Here is a 15,827-nt window from a genome sequence, read left to right on the forward strand (position 1 = left end):
AACTCAGGTGCGGCCGAGCGCGACGTCCACGTCCCGGCGGAAGCCGGCGTACACTTTGAGGTCCTCCTCGATGGGCACGACCACCTTCTCCCGCGCGACACGTTCGATGCCGACGCGCATGTGGTGCTCCATCTTCTCGGCGTGTTTCGCCGACGACAGCGCCACCAGGTTCCGGCACGCGGACGCGGTGAGCCACCCCATCCCCAGCGTGCACACCACGAGCACGGCGACGTACGGGATCAGGCCCGGCTCCCCGAGGAGGCCGCCGGGGTTGTCGCCGCCGAGGTCGAAGACGCCGTAGGCGACGAGCAACCCGATCCAGACGACGCTGAGGACGGCGACCAGCACCAGGAAGTACTGCCAGGTCTTGACCAGCCACCACCAGCGCGGCACCTGGTTGAACGTGGGCAGCGCGTCCTTCAGGGACTCGCCGAGCGCCTCGGGGATCTCGGTCGCGTGCGCGCGGGCGGCGGCGCGGACGGACCGTCCCCAGTGGGCGGGCAGCTCGGGCGTGATGCCCTCGGTGACGCCCTGGAGCGCGTTGTCGACGTCGCCCTGCTGGGCGCCGATCGGCCCGGTGAAGGCGCCGCGCAACTCCTCGCGCAGTTCGGTGAGCCGCATCCGGCGCAGCGGGTCGGAGCGCAGCCGCGCGACGATCGCGGCGACCGGCCAGCCGACGAAGTCGGCGGCGCGCAGCTCGTAGGCGCTCTCCATGGCCTCGGCGACGGCGGGCGCGCCCGCCGCGTCGGTCAGCGCCTGGACGAGGTCGCCGCGCCGCCCGTCGTCCACGGTCGTCGGGGGCTCGCCGTCGAGCCGGTACCCGGCGAACCGCTCGGCGACCCGGTCGACGTCCGCGGACAGCCGCTCGGTGCGGGCGCGGCGGGCGGCGACGGTGTCGACGAGGATGTCGCGGAAGCCGTAGACGCCGTCCTCGGCGATTGCGGAGGTGGTCACGATCCGCGGGTCGGCGAGGCCCTCGGCCTCCAGCAGGCGGCGCAGGTCGGCGACGCAGTCGTCGATCTCGTGCGGGGCGAGCCGGTCGACCTGGTTCAGCACGATGAGGGTCACGCCGGTGTGCCGCGCGAACGGGACGATGTAGTTGCGGTGCAGCGCTGCGTCCGCGTACTTCTGCGGGTCGACGACCCAGACCAGCAGGTCGGCGATCGTGACGAACCGGTCGACCTCGGCGCGGTGCATCGCCTGGATCGAGTCGTGGTCGGGCAGGTCGATGAGGACGAGCCCCTGCAGCGAGGCGTCGGCGCGTTCCAGGTCGAGGGCGCTGGCGCGGGCGTAGCGGTGCCTCTTGTCGACGTCCAGCCAGTCGAGCAGGGGGCCCGCGCCGTCCAGGCCCCAGACGCAGGCGTGCGCCTGGGACGTCATCGGCCGCCGCATCCCGGTGGGCGACAGCTCCAGCCCGCAGATCGCGTTGAACAGGGACGACTTGCCGCTGCCGGTGCCGCCCGCGAGGGTCACGACGGTGTGGTCGCCGGACAGCCGGAGCCGCTGCCCGGCCCGGTCGAGGAGCGCGGCGGCGTCCTCCAGGACGGGCTGGTCGAGCCGTCCGACGCCCGCCTGGACGAGCCGGTCGAGGCCGTTGAGCCGTTCGGTCAGCCCGGGCGGCGCCGCGGGTGCGGCGCCGTCGCCGGGGCCCGGGAGCGGGATCCCACCGGTTTCCGCGGGCGGGTTCGCGGGGATGGCCGAGGTGGTCATCGGGCGACCTCAAGGTTGTAGGTGGCCTGGTAGAGCTGGACGGGGACGGTCTCGTCCGGGATGCCGGCGGAATCGAGCACCTGCCCGAACCTGATGGCCTCCTCGTCGAACAGCATCCCGATGCGGCTGCGCAGGTCGGCGCGGGCCTTGGCGCCCATGCCGCGCAGCGACTCGGCGCCGAACAGCGCCTTCAGCAGCCGCTGCGGGACGGCGCTGTTGCCGCCCTCCACGGCCACCTCGGACGTGCCGTACCCGAGCAGCCCGATCATCAGGACGAGCGAGACCGCCTCGGTGTCGAACGAGACCAGCTTCGCGACCGAGCGCTTGGTGACGCCCTCGGTGCGGATCAGCTCCTGGACGTGGTCCTGCCAGGAGCTGACGGCCCGGGTGACGCGGCGCGACAGCTCCGGGGAGACGTGCACGAGGTCGGCGCCGGCCGCGGCGAGGACCTGCCGTCCGGCCGGGTGGTCCCGCCAGCGGGCGATGACCTGCTCGGCGCCGTGCTCGGCGGACGCCATGATCAGTGATTCGAGCCCGCTGCGCAGCGCCGCCTTGAGCGCCCGCACGCGGGCCGGGCTGCTGCGCCGCCGGCGGCTCGCGGACCGGCCGCGCCGGGGCCGCTGGGCGTGCAGCGAGCGGAGCAGGTCGCCGGTGCCCGCGAAGTCCTGCCAGCGGGCGAGGACCTCGCCGCGCAGCAGCGAGCCGTTGCGGGTGGCCTCGTCCAGCTCGGCGAGCGCGGTGCCGTACCCGGCGTCGACCTCCCGCGCCAGCTCGGTGCGCTGCGCGACCTGTGCCTCGACCTGCCGGGCCAGCTCGGGGACGCGGGTGCGGAAGCTGTCCAGGACGGCGGCGAGGGTGTCCTCGATGACGATCTCGCGGTCCTCGGCGTCCTCGGCGACGCCGGTCAGCCAGGCGCGGATGTCGGCGACGACCTCCTCGGGGAGGCGGCTGTCCTCGACGCGGGTCTCCGGGACGGTGAACCGCCGCGCGTCGCCGACCTCGTTCTCGTCCAGCATGGCGCCGAAGTGCTCGACGATCTCGGCGCCCTGCGGCCCGGCGCCCTGCGGGACGCGGGACAGCACGACCCCGATCGTGGCGCCGTTCTCCTTGGCGCGCTGGAGCATCTGCCACACCTGCGCGTCGGCGTACCGGGCGGCGGTCGTGACGCACAGCCACAGGTCGGCGGCGGCCATCAGCTTGGTGGCGAACTCGTAGTGGTCCTCGAAGACGGAGTCGAAGTCGGGGCTGTCGAGGAGGGCGAGGCCGGGCGGCAGGACGTCGCTGGTGATCACGACGAGCTGGTCGCCCGCGATCGCGTCGGGGGCGGGGCCGCGGACGCGCCCCATGCCGGGCAGCATCGGGCCCTCAAGGAACCAGCGCGCGTGGTCGGGATGGCAGACGAGGATCGGGCTGCTGGTGGTCGGGCGGAGCACGCCGGTGGCGCTCACCCGGGACCCGACGAGCGTGTTGACCAGCGTCGACTTGCCCGCTCCGGTGGAGCCGCCGAGCACCACGAGCATCGGCGCGCCGGCGGCCTGGATGCGCGGGAGGACGTAGTCCTGGAGCTGGTCGCGCAGCTCGTCGCGGGCCTCGCGGGCCTCCTCGACGCCGGGGACGTCCAGCAGGAAGTCGAACGCGCCGAGCTGTTCGCGCAGGACGTTCAGCGCCCGGGTCAGCTCGCCCTGGTGGGCCGTGCCGCGCGCCGGGCGGACGGCGCGCCGCCGCGCGCGCTTCGGCCGCTCGGGCCGGTCGTCGCCGCCGCTCTCGGGCTCGGCCGCGGGCCCGGCCGCGGGCTCGGCGGCGGGCTCCGTCTCGACCTCGGCCTCTTGATCCTTGGCGTTCGTGTCGCCGGACTCCTTCTTGGACCGGGTGCCCGACCGCCGCCGCCGCGCGCCCTTGCCGGGCGTGCCCGCGCCGGGCGCGGCGCCCTCGCCGGGCGCCGCGGAGTCGTCCGCTCCGCGGCCCGGGCCGGCGCCGGCCTCCTCGTCGTGGACCGCGCTCTGCTCTGCGGGGGGTGTCACGGATCCCGTCCCATGTCCGCTCGAATCATGTCGATCTCTCGTGCCACGTTGACGACGTCGCCCACGACCACGATCGCCGGGGGCCGGACTTCACCGGCGGCCATCTCACCGGCCACCGTGCCCAGCGTCGCCGTCAGCGTCCGCTGGCCGGGGAGGGTGCCGTCCTGGACGACGGCGACCGGCGTGTCGGACGACCGACCATAGCGCATGAGGGCCGCCGCGATCAGCGTCATCCGCTCGACCGCCATGAGCAGGACGATCGTGCCGCCGCTGCGGGCGAGCGCCGCCCAGTCGACCGTCGAGTCGGGGTGCCCCGGCGGGACGTGCGCGGAGACCACGTGGAACTCCTGCGCGACGCCGCGGTGGGTCACCGGGATGCCCGCCGCGGACGGCACGGCGACCGCGCTGGTGATGCCCGGGACGACCGTGACGGGCACGCCGTGCCGCGCGCAGTACAGGGCCTCCTCGCCGCCGCGGCCGAACACGAACGGGTCGCCGCCCTTCAGCCGGACGACGAAGCGCCCCCGCCGGGCGTGCTCGACGAGGTACTCGTTGATGCGGTCCTGCGCGACCGTCCGGCTGTAGGGGATCTTGGCGGCGTCGAGGACCTCGACGTCGGGGGGCAGCTCGTCCAGCAGGCCGCCGGGGGCGAGCCGGTCGGCGACCACGACGTCGGCCATCGCGAGCAGCTGCCGCCCGCGGACGGTGATCAGCCCCGGGTCGCCGGGCCCGCCGCCGACGAGCGCGACCCCGGCGGGCTTGCGGCGGGAGTGCCGGGACTCCAGGCCGCCGTCGCGCAGCCCCTCGACGACGGCGTCGCGGATGCCCGCGGCGCGCCGGGGGTCGCCGCCGAGCAGCACGCCGACGGTGGCGTCGCCCGCGTGCCCGGACGCGGGCGTCCAGGCGGGCGAGGACTCGGCGTCGTCGGCCCGGACGGACCAGATCCGCGCGGCCTCGGCCTCGGCGACGACGTCGCCGTTGACCTTGGCGTCGTCGGTGACGGCCTGGACGAGCCAGGCCCCCGCGCAGTCGCCGGGCCGGTACGGCCGCTCATGCCAGACGATCTTGTCGCGCTCGGCGAGCCCCTGGAGCGAGGCGGTGACCTCGGGTGAGACCAGGACGACGGCGGCGCCCGCGTCCAGCAGCGCGGGCACGCGGCGCTGCGCGACCCGGCCCCCGCCGACGACGAGGACACGCCGACCGCGGAGTCGCAGTCCTAGCAGGTACGGGGGCACGTGCTGTTCTCTCGATCGTGAAGTGCGGGGCGGCCTGCGGGCGCCGGTTACGGACAACTGTCTTTGTGGAACAAAGGTACTCGCGTTCAGGAGTGCATGGAGAGGGCCTCCGGCCAGTCGATAGCCGAGCGTGACTCATTCGGTGATCGATTGGTTACGGACTCAGGCCTCCTTCTCGCTGACGCCCGCGGAGTCGAACGTCGCGACCTCGTGCAGTACCCGCACCGAGCCCTGGACCAGCGGCAACGCCAGCAGGGCCCCGGTCCCCTCGCCCAGCCGGAGCTCCAGGTCGACGAGCGGGCGCAGGCCGAGCGCGGCGAGCGCGGCGGCGTGGCCGGGCTCGGCCGAGCGGTGCCCGGCGACCCACGCGGCGGCGGCGTCGGGGGCGAGCGCGGCGGCCGCGAGGGCGGCGGCGCCGGCGATCACGCCGTCCAGGATCACCGGGACGCGCAGCGCCGCCGCGCCGAGGACGAACCCGGCGATCCCGGCGTGCTCCAGCCCGCCGACGGCGGCGAGGACGTCCAGCGGGTCCGCGTCCTCGGCGGGCAGGCCGTGCCGGGCGAGCGCGGCGCGGACGACCTCGACCTTGCGGGCGTGGGTGGCGTCGTCGACGCCGGTCCCCCGTCCGGTGACCCGCTCGGGCGGCAGGCCGGTGAACGCGGCGATCAGCGCGGCGGACGCGGTGGTGTTGGCGATCCCCATGTCCCCGGTGATCAGGCACCGCGCGCCGTTCGCCACGAGTTCACGGGAGATTCCGATGCCGGTCTCGACGGCGCGGCGGGCCTCGTCCAGGGTCATGGCGGGGCCGCCGGTCATGTCGGCGGTGCCGGGCGCGACCTTGCGGGCGAGCAGGCCGGGCGCGGGGGGCAGGTCGGCGGCGACGCCGATGTCGACGACGGTGACGTCCGCGCCGACCTGGGCGGCGAAGGCGTTGACGACGGCGCCGCCCGCGAGGAAGTTGGCCACCATCTGCGCGGTGACCTCCTGCGGCCACGGCGTGACGCCCTGCGCGTGGACGCCGTGGTCGGCGGCGAACACGGCGACGGCGGCGGGCTCGGGCGGCGGGGGCGGGCACCGTCCGGCCAGCCCGGCGAGCTTGACCGACACCTCCTCCAGGACGCCGAGCGACCCGGGCGGCTTGGTGAGCCGGGCCTGGTGGTCGCGGGCGTCCCGCATCGCCGCCTCGTCCGGCGGGGCGACGGCCGCGACGGTCTCCTCGATCAGGTTCACGCTGTCCTGCCTTTCCGGAAGATCAGATGCCGAGTTCGCCGAGCATCCGCAGCAGGACGTCGTTGGACGCCCTGTCGCGCACCGTGATGCGCAGCCAGTCGGGGCCGAGGCCCGGGAACGTGTCGCCACGCCGCACGGCGTAGCCGCGCTGCCGGAGCAGCGCCCGGATGCCGAGGCCGTCGGGCACGCGCAGGCACAGGAACGACGCCCGCGCCTCGGGCACGACGTAGAGGCCGCGCGCGGCCAGCTCGGCGGCGAGCCTGTCCCGCTCGGCGGCCAGTTCGACGGCCCACGCCTCCGCCTCGGCGACGGCCTCGGGCGCGGAGCACGCCTCGATCGCGACGAGCGCGGGCGTGGACACCGCCCACAGCGGCTGCGCGTCGGCGAGGCGTCCGACCAGGTGGGGGTCGGCCAGGACGTATCCGGCGCGCAGCCCGGCGAGGCCCCACGTCTTGGTGAGGGAGCGGATCACGGCGATCCCGGCGGGGAGCCTGCCCGCGAGGGACTCCGGCTCGCCGGGGACGCAGTCCATGAACGCCTCGTCGACCACGACCGTCCGGCCGGGACGGGCGAGCGAGGCGACCGCGCCGGCCGGGTGCAGCACGGACGTCGGGTTGGTGGGGTTGCCGATCACGACGAGGTCGGCGTCGCCGGGGACGTCCGCCGGGTCGAGGGTGAAGTCCTTGCCGAGGACGACCCGCCGCACCGCGTGCCCGGCGGCCCGCAGCGCCGCCTCCGGCTCGGTGAACTGGGGATGCACGACGGCGGCCTTGCGCGGCGTGAGCACCCGCGCGAGCAGCACGAACGCCTCCGCCGCGCCCGCCGTGAGCAGCACCTCGCCGGGGGCGCGGCCATGCCGCCGCGCGACCGCCCGGCGGGCGGCGCGCGGGTCGGGGTAGGCGGCGAGGTCGGCGACGGACGCGCGGATCCGCTCGGCCAGCCAGGCGGGCGGGGTGCCCGTCCGGACGTTGACGGCGAAGTCGGCGAGCCCGTCGCCGACCTCGGCGTCGCCGTGGTGGCGCAGGTCGACGTCCAGGGGGCGGGTCATGGACGGCCCTCCTCGTGGTGTGGCTGCTCGTGGTGTGGCTGCTCGTGGTACAGCAGGGCGTTGACGGCGGCCGCGGCGACGACCGAGCCGCCCTTCTCCGAGGCGTTGCTGAGCTGCGGCAGGCCGCTCGCCCGCAGCGCCTCCTTGGCCTCGCGCGCGCCCGCGAAGCCGACCGGCACGCCGACCACCAGCGCCGGGTCCACCCCGCGCGCGATGATCTCCGCGATCGCCTCCGGCGCGGACCCGACCGCCCAGACCGCGCCCGGCCCCACCTCCGCGTACGCGAGCCGGACGGCGGCGGCCGACCGGGTGATCCCGGCGGCGCGCGCCATCCGGGCCGAGGCCGGGTCGCTGGCGTGGCAGACCGCCTCGCGGGCGCTGATCCCGGCGGCGACCATCCCCTCGTCGGTGACGATGGGCGCGCCGCCGCGCAGCGCCGTCCAGCCCCGGTGCAGGTGCTCCTCGCTCGTCACGAGGTCGACCGCGTACTCCAGGTCGGCGGTGGCGTGGATCACCCGCTCGGCGACGGCCCGCCACAGCGGCGGCATCGGGGACAGGTCGACGCGGGACCGCAGGATCTCGTACGACCGGACCTCGATCGGATGGGGCTGACGGACGGTCAACTGCGCCTCCTGCTTCGGGTTCCGGACCACCAGGGTGTCACGGGACGCGGCGCGCTATCGCACTATGCCGGGCTAGTTCGACTTGCTCGACTCGCCGGATTCGCCCGGCCCGTCAGGGGCATCCGGCTCGGCGGGCAGGGCGGGGGTGGTGTCGATGGGACGTCCGGTCCGGGGCGGGCGGCGGCCCGCCGCCGGGACGCCCCGCTCGCCCCACACGACGATCACCGGTTCCGCCGGCGGCGCGTCCAGCGGGGACGCCTGGAGCCGGACGGCCGCAGCCGCGAACCCGTCCTCGGCCAGGGCGTCCAGCATCTCCCCCGCCGCGCCGTCCTCTGGCGCGACGGCGACGAGCCGGGACGGGCCGAGCGACGCGCACGCCCGCACCGCCTCCGCCCCGGCGACCCCGGGACCGAGGAACACCGCGTCGGGTCTCGGCAGGTGGTCGGCCGCCGAGCGCACGTCCCCCGACGCCATCGCCACCTTGACCCCGTGCACCCGGACGTTCTCCCGGATCCGCTCGCACGTCGCGTAGTCGCGGTCGACGGCGACCACGGCCGCGCCGAACCGCGCGCATTCGACGCCCACCGAGCCGTCGCCGGACTCCACGTCCCACACCATGTCCCCGACCCGCGGGCCCAGCTTGGCCAGGACGAACGCCCGCACCTCCGGCCGGGGCCCCGAGCCGTCGCCGAACGCGTCCGAGGGAAGCGCCCATCCGGCGGGCCCGGGAGCGGTCCCCGAGATCCAGCACGACTCCCCCAGTGCGCGCCGGTTGTCGAGGACGAGCACCACGTCCGGCTCATTCCAAGGACGAGTGGTCGCCTCAGCCGGACGGACATAAACGACCCGCTCCCCCGGCCCGTCGAGGTCTTCGCAGACGACGAACGAACGTGGAGTGACGGGAAACAGCGCGCGCGCCAGCTCCGCAGGCCCCGCCCCAGGCCCGGTCAGCACGGCCACTTTGGGATGGGCCCGGCAGGCGTTCACGGCCTGCCTGAGGTGCCCGTCCCTGGCGGAGACGACCAGCGCGTCGTCCCAGGGCAGTCCCGCTTGGGCGAACGCCCGCGCGACCAGAGGCGCGGCGGGGAACGTCTCCGGGCCCTGACCGTCTTCCAGCAGCGGCCGCAACACACCGAAATGGCCGGGGTCGCCGTCGACGACGAGCACCACGTCCTGGTCGGTGACGTCCACGCCTCGCAGGGCGCCGACCGGGTCATCGGTGGCGATTCTCTTCGCGTCCGGCGGCAGGGGCAGCGCGTCCAGCAGGCGGGCCTCGCCGATGACCAGGGCGGCGTTGTCCAGCGCCGCCCGCGCCGCCTCGGCGAGGGGCGAACCGTCACGGCCGACGACCGTCAGCATGGCCTGCTCGCCGCCTACCGAGCCGTTCCGGGGGGTGTGGGGGGTCGTCCCCCCACATGAGACCGGGCCCGACTACGGCTCATGCGGCCGTACATGCCGACCATGCGCTCGCCCTCCGCGTCCACGAGGACCACCTGCGCGGCGACCGGGCTGGCGGACGTCCCGGCGGCAGCGGCGGCGAGGCGCTCCAGCTCCCCGGCGGTCCGGCGGCACAGCTCCCGGCCGCACGGGCCGAGCCGTCCGGCGGACTCCCACAGCTCGTAGGCGTGCCGGGACGTCGGGGCGTCGGCGACCTCGGCGGCGAGCGCGGCGCCGCCGTCCATGTCCAGGGTGATCGAGTCCAGCACGCCGGTACCGCCGAGGAAGGCGGTCTGCTCGTCCATGCCCGCGACCAGGACGAACCGCTCGATGCCGTCCGCGACCGCGCGCTCGACCGCCGCGCCGAGCCGGTCCGGGCCCGCCTCCGCGAAGCACGATCCCGGCAGCGTCGGCATCATCCGGCGGGCCGCCTCGCCCGCGGTCGCGCCGTGGACCACGCGTGTGCTCATCGCTGCCCCTTGTGCGCCGGGTCGGTCGAGATCCGGCTGAAGACGACCATGTCGCGGCTGATCCCGTCGGCGTCGCGCTCGGCGCCCCGCGCGACGCCCTCGCGTACGAACCCGGCCTTCTCGGCGACGCGGAGCGACGCCCCGTTGGTGACCATGGCGCGCAGCTCGACGCGGTGCAGTCCGCAGTGGTGCAGCGCCCAGGCGGTGATGAGGGAGAGGGACTCGGTGGCGTGGCCGCGTCCGCGCACGCCGGGCCGCATGCCGTAGCCGACCTCGCAGCTCAGGTGCTCCCAGTTCACGCGGAACAGCCCGATCGTGCCGAGCAGGTCGCCGGTGCGGGGATGGATGGTCGCGAGGTGGATGCCGAGGCCGAACCGCTGGAGCTTGTGGACGCCCTCCCGCAGGAACCACGCGATGGGCTCGGCCTCCAGGACGCCCGGGAAGTTGGGCGGGAGGAAGTCCTCACCCGCGCGGATCACCTCGATCAGCGCGGGCGCGTCGTCGAGTCCGAACGGGCGAAGCACGACCCCTTCGCCCTCCAGACGGACCTGTCCATCGAAGGCGTTCACCCGCGCTCTCCTCCGCCTGCCTCGACCACCGCACAGCATAGGCTGTCGCGGTGAGCTACCAGCGCCTGTCCCCGGACGAACGGCGCGCCCAGATCCTGGACGTCGCGCGGCGGATGTTCACCGAGCTCCCCTACGCCGAGGTGTCGACCGCCGCCATCGCGCGCGAGACGGGCGTCCAGCGCGGCCTGATCCACTACTACTTCGGGACGAAGCGCGAGCTGTTCCTCAAGGTCGTCCAAGGGCTCACGGCGGAGGCCGCGCTGCAGGCGCCGCCGCCGGACGAGCGGCTCAGCCTCGCCGAGGCAGTCGAGCTGTGCGTGGACCTGTTCCTCGACACGGCGGAGCGCAACGCGACGACCTGGTTCGCGGCGCTCGACGCCGAGGGCTTCGGGCAGGATCCGGAGCTGCTGCGGATCGTGAACCGGTTCCGCGACGAGACGGTGGAGCGCATGCTCGCCGTCCTGCGGGTGCCGGAGCCGACCGAGACGCTGCGCGCCGTCCTGCGCGTCTACTCCGGGCTGGCGGACGCGGCCACCCGGCAGTGGTTGCAGGAGCGGACGCTCGACCGCGCGCAGGTCCACACGCTTCTCGCGCGGTCGCTGCTCGCGCTGGTGAAGGACATCGGCCCGGCCCTCGAACGCGACCGCCCGGCGGGGGACTAGAAGGTCTGGCTAGCGGAGCGCGGCGGCGGCGGTCGCGCCCGGCACGGCGAACCAGACGGCCTTGCCGCGGACGGACGGCCCGAGCCGCGACCGGGCGCGCCGCGTCCCCCACCGCCCGCCGGACAGCTCGCGGACGATGCTCAGCCCGCGCCCGCAGTCGCCGGACGTCCAGGAGTAGCCGGGCAGCGCGGCCTCCGCGAACGCGTCGAAGATCGCGCAGCGCACCTCCCCGGCCGCGCCCGCGTCCGGCGGCTCGGGCGGCTCCGGCGGCTCCGCGCCGCCGAGGTAGAGCCACAGCTCGTGCGGCCCGTGGTCGCCCGCGTGCTGGTGCGCGTTCGTGGCGAGCTCGCTGACCATGAGCTGCGCGTCGCAGATCGCGCCGGGCGGCACGCCCAGCGTGGCGAGCGCGTCGCGCAGGACGCGGCGGGCGTGCCCGGCGCAGCCCGGCCCGCCCGGAAGGGCCCAGACCCAGCCGGGCCGCGCGCCGACCCGGGCGGAGCGCCCGGCCGCGGCCGTCGCTGCGTCGGCGGTGATCGCATCGGCCGTCATCGCATCGGACATCGTCTCCGCCGTCGGTTCGGCTGCCGTCGGTTGGGCTGACGTGCTGTTCACGGGTTCCTCCCGCGTTCCGGCCGGCCGGGCGTCCCACCGCCAGGTCCGTCACAATCGGTCCCCGTGCCGTTACAGGGCCAAGGGTCTCGTGAGATTCTCACCTTCGCAACTGCATTCGCGGAATTGCTCTGCCCTTCCTGCCGGGTTCGTCAATCGCGTTGTGACGCGCCCCGAGAGTGGTAAGACTCCACTCCCATGACCTACCGCCCGACCGTTCGTGGCCGCCGCCTGGCAAGGGAGCTCCGCAAGCTGCGAGAAGAGCAGGGCCTGACCCTCCAGGAGGTGGCGGACCGGCTCGACTGGTCGCGAGCCACCGTCTCCCGCCTCGAAACGAGCCAGACCCGTCCGAAACCCGGCGACATCGCCGACATCCTCGATCTCTACGGCGTGCCGAGCCCCGACCGCGACGCGCTGATCACACTCGCCCGGCAGGCCGGGCAGCGCGGCTGGTGGACGGCCTACCAGGACGTGTTCGCCGGCAGCTACGTCGCGCTGGAGGACGAGGCGTCCCACATCCGCACGTGGGACCCGCAGCTCGTGCACGGGCTGCTGCAGACCGAGCCGTACTCGCGCGCCGTGATCACCGCGGGCCGGCTGCTGCCCGCCCAAGAGGACATCGAGCGTCGGATCGCCGCCCGCAAGATCCGCCAGGCCCTGCTCGACCGGACGGACGCGCCGCGCCTGCAGGTGATCTTCGACGAGGCGGTGCTGCGCCGTCCGATCGGCGGCGCGGCCGTGATGCGCGAGCAGTTGGAGGCGCTCGCCAATGTCGGAGCGACCCGCCCATCCGTCACGATTCAGGTACTTCCATTTACAGCACGGGAGCATGCGGGCCTAGACGGACGATTCACCATATTGTCGTATCCAGACCCCGCTGACCCGGATATCGCCTACGTAGAGGGCACCATGGGCGACGTTTACCTTGAGAGTGCTGAGGCAATAGCAAAACATAGGGATCGCTTCGAACGCATTGAAGGAGCGGCCCTGTCCCCCGAGGATTCCGCGCACCTCATAGCCGAGGCAGCAAGGAGCAGCCCGTGACCAACCCGCAGCGCGAACTCACCGGTGCCGTCTGGCGCAAGTCCTCCCACAGCGGGAGCGGCGATCAGTGCGTCGAGGTGGCGTCGCTGACCGGCGACCTTCGCGCGGTCCGTGACTCCAAGGACCCGGCCGGCCCCGCGCTGGTGCTGACGCGGTCCGCCTGGCGGAGCCTGTTGAGCGCGATCAAGGAGGTCTAGCGAGCAATTCCCCCCGGGGGCCGCGGCGCGCGTGCCGCGGCCCCCGCCCATGTCCGGCCCCCGCCCATGTCCGGCCCGCCCCGCGCGAGGGCGCGTCCCCTTCCGAGGAACTAGAACGTGTTCTAGTATCGCGTGCGTCGCCAACCCGGAGGGTGTCCCATGACCGCGGACCTGAAGCTCGGCATCAACGTCGGCTACTGGCAGCGCGACCCCGACGACCAGACCGAGACGGTGCTCGCCGCCGAGCGCTGCGGCTACGACTCGGTGTTCACCGCCGAGGCGTACGGCTCCGACGCGTTCACCCCGCTCACCTGGTACGCGGCGCGGACGTCCCGGATCAGGCTGGGCACCGCCGTCGTGCAGCTCTCGGCGCGCACCCCGGCGGCGACCGCGATGCACGCGCTCACGCTGGACGCGCTGTCCGGCGGGCGGCTGATCCTCGGGCTCGGCGCGTCCGGCCCGCAGGTCGTGGAGGGCTGGTACGGGCAGCCGTTCCCGAAGCCGCTCGCCCGCACCCGCGAGTACCTCGACATCGTCCGGCGGGTGTGGCGGCGCGAGGAGCCGGTGACGAGCGACGGCCCGCACTACCCGCTCCCCTATCCGGGCGGCGCGGGGCTCGGCAAGCCGCTGAAGTCGATCGTCCATCCGGTGCGCCCGGAGATCCCCGTCTTCCTGGGCGCGGAGGGGCCGAAGAACGTGGCGCTGGCCGCCGAGGTCGCGCAGGGCTGGCTGCCGCTGTTCATCGACCCGCAGCAGATCGAGCCGGTGTTCGGCGCGTCGCTCGCGGGACGTCCGGACGGCTTCGAGATCGCCGCCACCGTCGTCACGATCGTCACCGACGACCTGCGCGGCGCGCTGGAGTTCGCCAAGATCCCGCTCGCGTTCTACATCGGGGGGATGGGCGCCCGCGACCGCAACTTCCACCTCGACATGATCGGCCGGCTCGGCTACGCGGAGGAGGCGGCGCGCGTCCAGGCGCTGTTCCTGGAGGGCCGCCGGGACGAGGCGATCAAGGCCGTCCCGGACGAACTGGCCGACGCGATCTCCCTCCTCGGCCCGCTCGGCCGGATCAGGGAGCGGCTCGACCTGTGGCGGAACAGCCCGGTCACCACCGTCCTGGTCGCCGGTGTCAGGGACGAGCCGACCCTGCGCGCCCTCAAGGACCTCGCCGACTCCTGAGCCGGAGCCTGAGCCTGAACCCGAGCGACCTTCGGGAGATCAACCCCACATCCCCGTCTGGAATGGAGGTAGGGCTACGGGCGCTGCACCTAACAGCACCCGGCGATAAGCATGACTGGAGATGGGACACACGATGTCCACGCAGGAAGACGCCGCCCGCCTGCTCGTCAGGATCCTTGAGGCGGAGGGCGTCGAGTACGTATTCGGCATCCCGGGCGAGGAGAACATCCATTTCGTCCACGCTCTGAACGACTCGTCCATCCGCTACATCCTCGTCCGGCACGAGCAGGGCGCGGCGTTCATGGCGGAGATCTACGGGCGGCTGACCGGGAAGGCGGGCGTGGCGTCGGCGACGCTCGGCCCCGGCGCGATCAACCTCCAGCTCGGCGTCGCGGACGCCACCACCAACAGCACCCCGGTCGTGGCGATCTCCGCGCAGGTCGGCCTGGACCGGATCTACAAGGAGTCGCACCAGATCATCGACCTCGTGTCGCTGTTCCGGCCGGTGACGAAGTGGGCGGAGCTGGCGCCGACCGCCGAGTCGCTGCCCGAGGTGGTGCGCAAGGCGTTCAAGACGGCGCAGACCGAGCGTCCCGGCGCGGTGTACCTGGCGATCCCGGAGGACGTCGAGGCGGCGAAGGTGCCGGCCGATCTGCGGCCGCTGCCGGTCAACGTCGTCCGGACGCAGGAGCCGTCGCCGTCGCAGATCGCGCGCGCCGCGGACGTGCTGGCGCTCGCGCGGCGGCCGGTCGTCCTCGCCGGGCACGGCGCGACCCGCGCCCGCGCGAGCGAGGCGCTCGTCCACTTCTCCGAGCACCTCGGCCTGCCGGTCGCGACCACGTTCAACGGCAAGGGCGTCTTCCCGGACGACCATCCGAACGCGCTCGGCGCGGTCGGGTTCATGCGCCACGACTACGTGAACTTCGGGTTCGACGAGGCGGACGTCCTCATCGCCGTCGGCTACGAGCCGCAGGAGTTCGACCCGGTCAAGATCAACCCGAACGCCGACAAGAAGATCATTCACATCCATCAGTTCCCGGCGGAGGTGGACGACCACTACCCGGTCGAAGTCGGCATCCAGGGCGACATCTCGCGGACGCTCCGCGCATTGGCCGACTCCGTCCACCGCCGCTTCGACGTGAACGGGACCGGCCGCAGGATCCGCCGGATGCTCGCCGAGGAGCTGGCCGAGGGCGCGACCGAGGACGGCCACCCGCTCTCCCCGCGCCGGATCGTCGCGGACGTCCGCGAGGCCATGGGACGCAGCGACATCGTCCTCGCCGACACGGGCGCGGTGAAGATGTGGATGGCCCGCATGTACCCGACCTACGAGCCGAACACGCTGCTCGTGTCGAACGGGCTGTCGTCGATGGGGTTCGCCGTCCCGGGCGCGATCGCCGCGAAGCTCGCGCACCCGGAGCGGAAGGTGCTCGCCGCGACCGGGGACGGCGCGTTCCTGATGAACTCGCAGGAGCTGGAGACGGCCGTCCGGGAGAACATCCCGATCACGGTGCTGGTCTGGGACGACTCCGCCTACGGCCTGATCGGCTGGAAGATGGACCTGGACCTCGGCACCAGCTCCAACATCACGTTCGGCAATCCCGACTTCGTGAAGTACGCGGAGAGCTTCGGCGCCCGCGGCTACCGGGTCGAGTCCGCCGGGGAGCTGCTGCCCACGCTCCGCAAGGCGCTGGACGACGACGCGGTGTCGGTGATCGCCGTCCCGGTCGACTACTCGCACAACCTCCGGCTCACCGACAAGCTGGGAGAGTTGACCGACCCGTTCTGAGGCT

At 74.0% G+C, this 15,827-nt stretch carries 15 protein-coding genes; 5 read left to right on the plus strand and 10 right to left on the minus strand.

Features of this window, described 5'->3' with window-relative positions:
• Positions 1-3: 3 nt before the first annotated feature.
• The 9 genes from FXF68_RS00695 to FXF68_RS00735 all read right to left on the minus strand — a co-directional run bounded on the left by FXF68_RS00695 (position 4) and on the right by FXF68_RS00735 (position 10,343).
• The gene (locus FXF68_RS00695) at positions 4-1,710 is read right to left on the minus strand and encodes a GTPase family protein (protein ID WP_148756878.1); all 1,707 of its coding nucleotides are present in this window, start codon (positions 1,708-1,710) and stop codon (positions 4-6) included.
• Positions 1,707-3,731: a dynamin family protein gene (locus tag FXF68_RS00700; RefSeq protein ID WP_246178079.1), complete on the minus strand. Its 2,025-nt coding sequence runs from the start codon at positions 3,729-3,731 to the stop codon at positions 1,707-1,709. The genes FXF68_RS00695 and FXF68_RS00700 overlap by 4 nt, the downstream gene beginning before the upstream one ends.
• The gene (gene cobA, locus FXF68_RS00705) at positions 3,728-4,966 is read right to left on the minus strand and encodes a uroporphyrinogen-III C-methyltransferase (protein WP_148756879.1); all 1,239 of its coding nucleotides are present in this window, start codon (positions 4,964-4,966) and stop codon (positions 3,728-3,730) included. Before cobA ends, FXF68_RS00700 begins: the two co-directional genes overlap by 4 nt.
• A gap of 162 nt (positions 4,967-5,128) precedes the next feature.
• Positions 5,129-6,196, minus strand: a complete 1,068-nt coding sequence (gene cobT / locus FXF68_RS00710) for a nicotinate-nucleotide--dimethylbenzimidazole phosphoribosyltransferase (protein WP_148756880.1) — start codon at positions 6,194-6,196, stop codon at positions 5,129-5,131.
• Between the two features lie 22 nt (positions 6,197-6,218).
• Entirely contained in the window at positions 6,219-7,244 is a 1,026-nt protein-coding gene (gene cobC, locus FXF68_RS00715) for an Rv2231c family histidinol phosphate aminotransferase CobC (protein WP_148756881.1), read from the minus strand.
• Positions 7,241-7,867, minus strand: a complete 627-nt coding sequence (locus FXF68_RS00720; protein WP_148756882.1) for a precorrin-8X methylmutase — start codon at positions 7,865-7,867, stop codon at positions 7,241-7,243. Before FXF68_RS00720 ends, cobC begins: the two co-directional genes overlap by 4 nt.
• Before the next feature lie 72 nt (positions 7,868-7,939).
• The gene (locus tag FXF68_RS00725; RefSeq protein ID WP_148756883.1) at positions 7,940-9,226 is read right to left on the minus strand and encodes a bifunctional cobalt-precorrin-7 (C(5))-methyltransferase/cobalt-precorrin-6B (C(15))-methyltransferase; all 1,287 of its coding nucleotides are present in this window, start codon (positions 9,224-9,226) and stop codon (positions 7,940-7,942) included.
• Between the two features lie 14 nt (positions 9,227-9,240).
• A complete protein-coding gene (locus tag FXF68_RS00730) occupies positions 9,241-9,774 on the minus strand; it encodes a hypothetical protein (RefSeq protein WP_148756884.1) in 534 nt (177 codons plus the stop codon).
• Positions 9,771-10,343: a GNAT family N-acetyltransferase gene (locus tag FXF68_RS00735; RefSeq protein WP_246178082.1), complete on the minus strand. Its 573-nt coding sequence runs from the start codon at positions 10,341-10,343 to the stop codon at positions 9,771-9,773. The genes FXF68_RS00730 and FXF68_RS00735 overlap by 4 nt, the downstream gene beginning before the upstream one ends.
• A gap of 50 nt (positions 10,344-10,393) precedes the next feature.
• On the opposite strand from FXF68_RS00735, the gene FXF68_RS00740 reads away from it, so the two are divergent.
• Positions 10,394-11,005 carry a TetR/AcrR family transcriptional regulator gene (locus FXF68_RS00740; RefSeq protein WP_148756886.1) on the plus strand — a complete coding sequence of 204 codons (612 nt, stop codon included), beginning with the start codon at positions 10,394-10,396 and terminating at the stop codon, positions 11,003-11,005.
• A gap of 9 nt (positions 11,006-11,014) precedes the next feature.
• On the opposite strand, the gene FXF68_RS00745 is transcribed toward FXF68_RS00740, so the two are convergent.
• Positions 11,015-11,617: an ATP-binding protein gene (locus tag FXF68_RS00745; RefSeq protein WP_246178097.1), complete on the minus strand. Its 603-nt coding sequence runs from the start codon at positions 11,615-11,617 to the stop codon at positions 11,015-11,017.
• Between the two features lie 195 nt (positions 11,618-11,812).
• Between FXF68_RS00745 and FXF68_RS00750 the strand changes: the two genes are divergently transcribed.
• The 4 genes from FXF68_RS00750 to FXF68_RS00765 all read left to right on the plus strand — a co-directional run bounded on the left by FXF68_RS00750 (position 11,813) and on the right by FXF68_RS00765 (position 15,823).
• Positions 11,813-12,658 (plus strand): helix-turn-helix domain-containing protein, encoded by an 846-nt coding sequence (locus FXF68_RS00750; protein WP_148756887.1) that lies wholly within the window; start codon positions 11,813-11,815, stop codon positions 12,656-12,658.
• Positions 12,655-12,855, plus strand: coding sequence for a DUF397 domain-containing protein (locus tag FXF68_RS00755; protein ID WP_148756888.1), 201 nt, complete (start codon positions 12,655-12,657; stop codon positions 12,853-12,855). Before FXF68_RS00750 ends, FXF68_RS00755 begins: the two co-directional genes overlap by 4 nt.
• A gap of 159 nt (positions 12,856-13,014) precedes the next feature.
• Positions 13,015-14,034, plus strand: coding sequence for an LLM class F420-dependent oxidoreductase (locus FXF68_RS00760; RefSeq protein ID WP_148756889.1), 1,020 nt, complete (start codon positions 13,015-13,017; stop codon positions 14,032-14,034).
• A 133-nt stretch (positions 14,035-14,167) separates the two neighbouring features.
• The gene (locus tag FXF68_RS00765; RefSeq protein ID WP_148756890.1) at positions 14,168-15,823 is read left to right on the plus strand and encodes an acetolactate synthase large subunit; all 1,656 of its coding nucleotides are present in this window, start codon (positions 14,168-14,170) and stop codon (positions 15,821-15,823) included.
• The last annotated feature ends 4 nt before the right edge of the window (positions 15,824-15,827 follow it).

Source organism: Actinomadura decatromicini, from assembly GCF_008121305.1.
GTDB lineage: Bacteria > Actinomycetota > Actinomycetes > Streptosporangiales > Streptosporangiaceae > Spirillospora > Spirillospora syzygii.

What these genes read in the sequence shown, in the direction of transcription:
- FXF68_RS00695 (WP_148756878.1), bottom strand. Translation starts at nt 1,710, where the DNA reads ATGACCACCTCGGCCATCCCCGCGAACCCGCCCGCGGAAACCGGTGGG.
- cobC (WP_148756881.1), bottom strand. Translation starts at nt 7,244, where the DNA reads ATGACCCGCCCCCTGGACGTCGACCTGCGCCACCACGGCGACGCCGAG.
- FXF68_RS00725 (WP_148756883.1), bottom strand. Translation starts at nt 9,226, where the DNA reads ATGCTGACGGTCGTCGGCCGTGACGGTTCGCCCCTCGCCGAGGCGGCG.
- FXF68_RS00730 (WP_148756884.1), bottom strand. Translation starts at nt 9,774, where the DNA reads ATGAGCACACGCGTGGTCCACGGCGCGACCGCGGGCGAGGCGGCCCGC.
- FXF68_RS00750 (WP_148756887.1), top strand. Translation starts at nt 11,813, where the DNA reads ATGACCTACCGCCCGACCGTTCGTGGCCGCCGCCTGGCAAGGGAGCTC.
- FXF68_RS00760 (WP_148756889.1), top strand. Translation starts at nt 13,015, where the DNA reads ATGACCGCGGACCTGAAGCTCGGCATCAACGTCGGCTACTGGCAGCGC.
- FXF68_RS00765 (WP_148756890.1), top strand. Translation starts at nt 14,168, where the DNA reads ATGTCCACGCAGGAAGACGCCGCCCGCCTGCTCGTCAGGATCCTTGAG.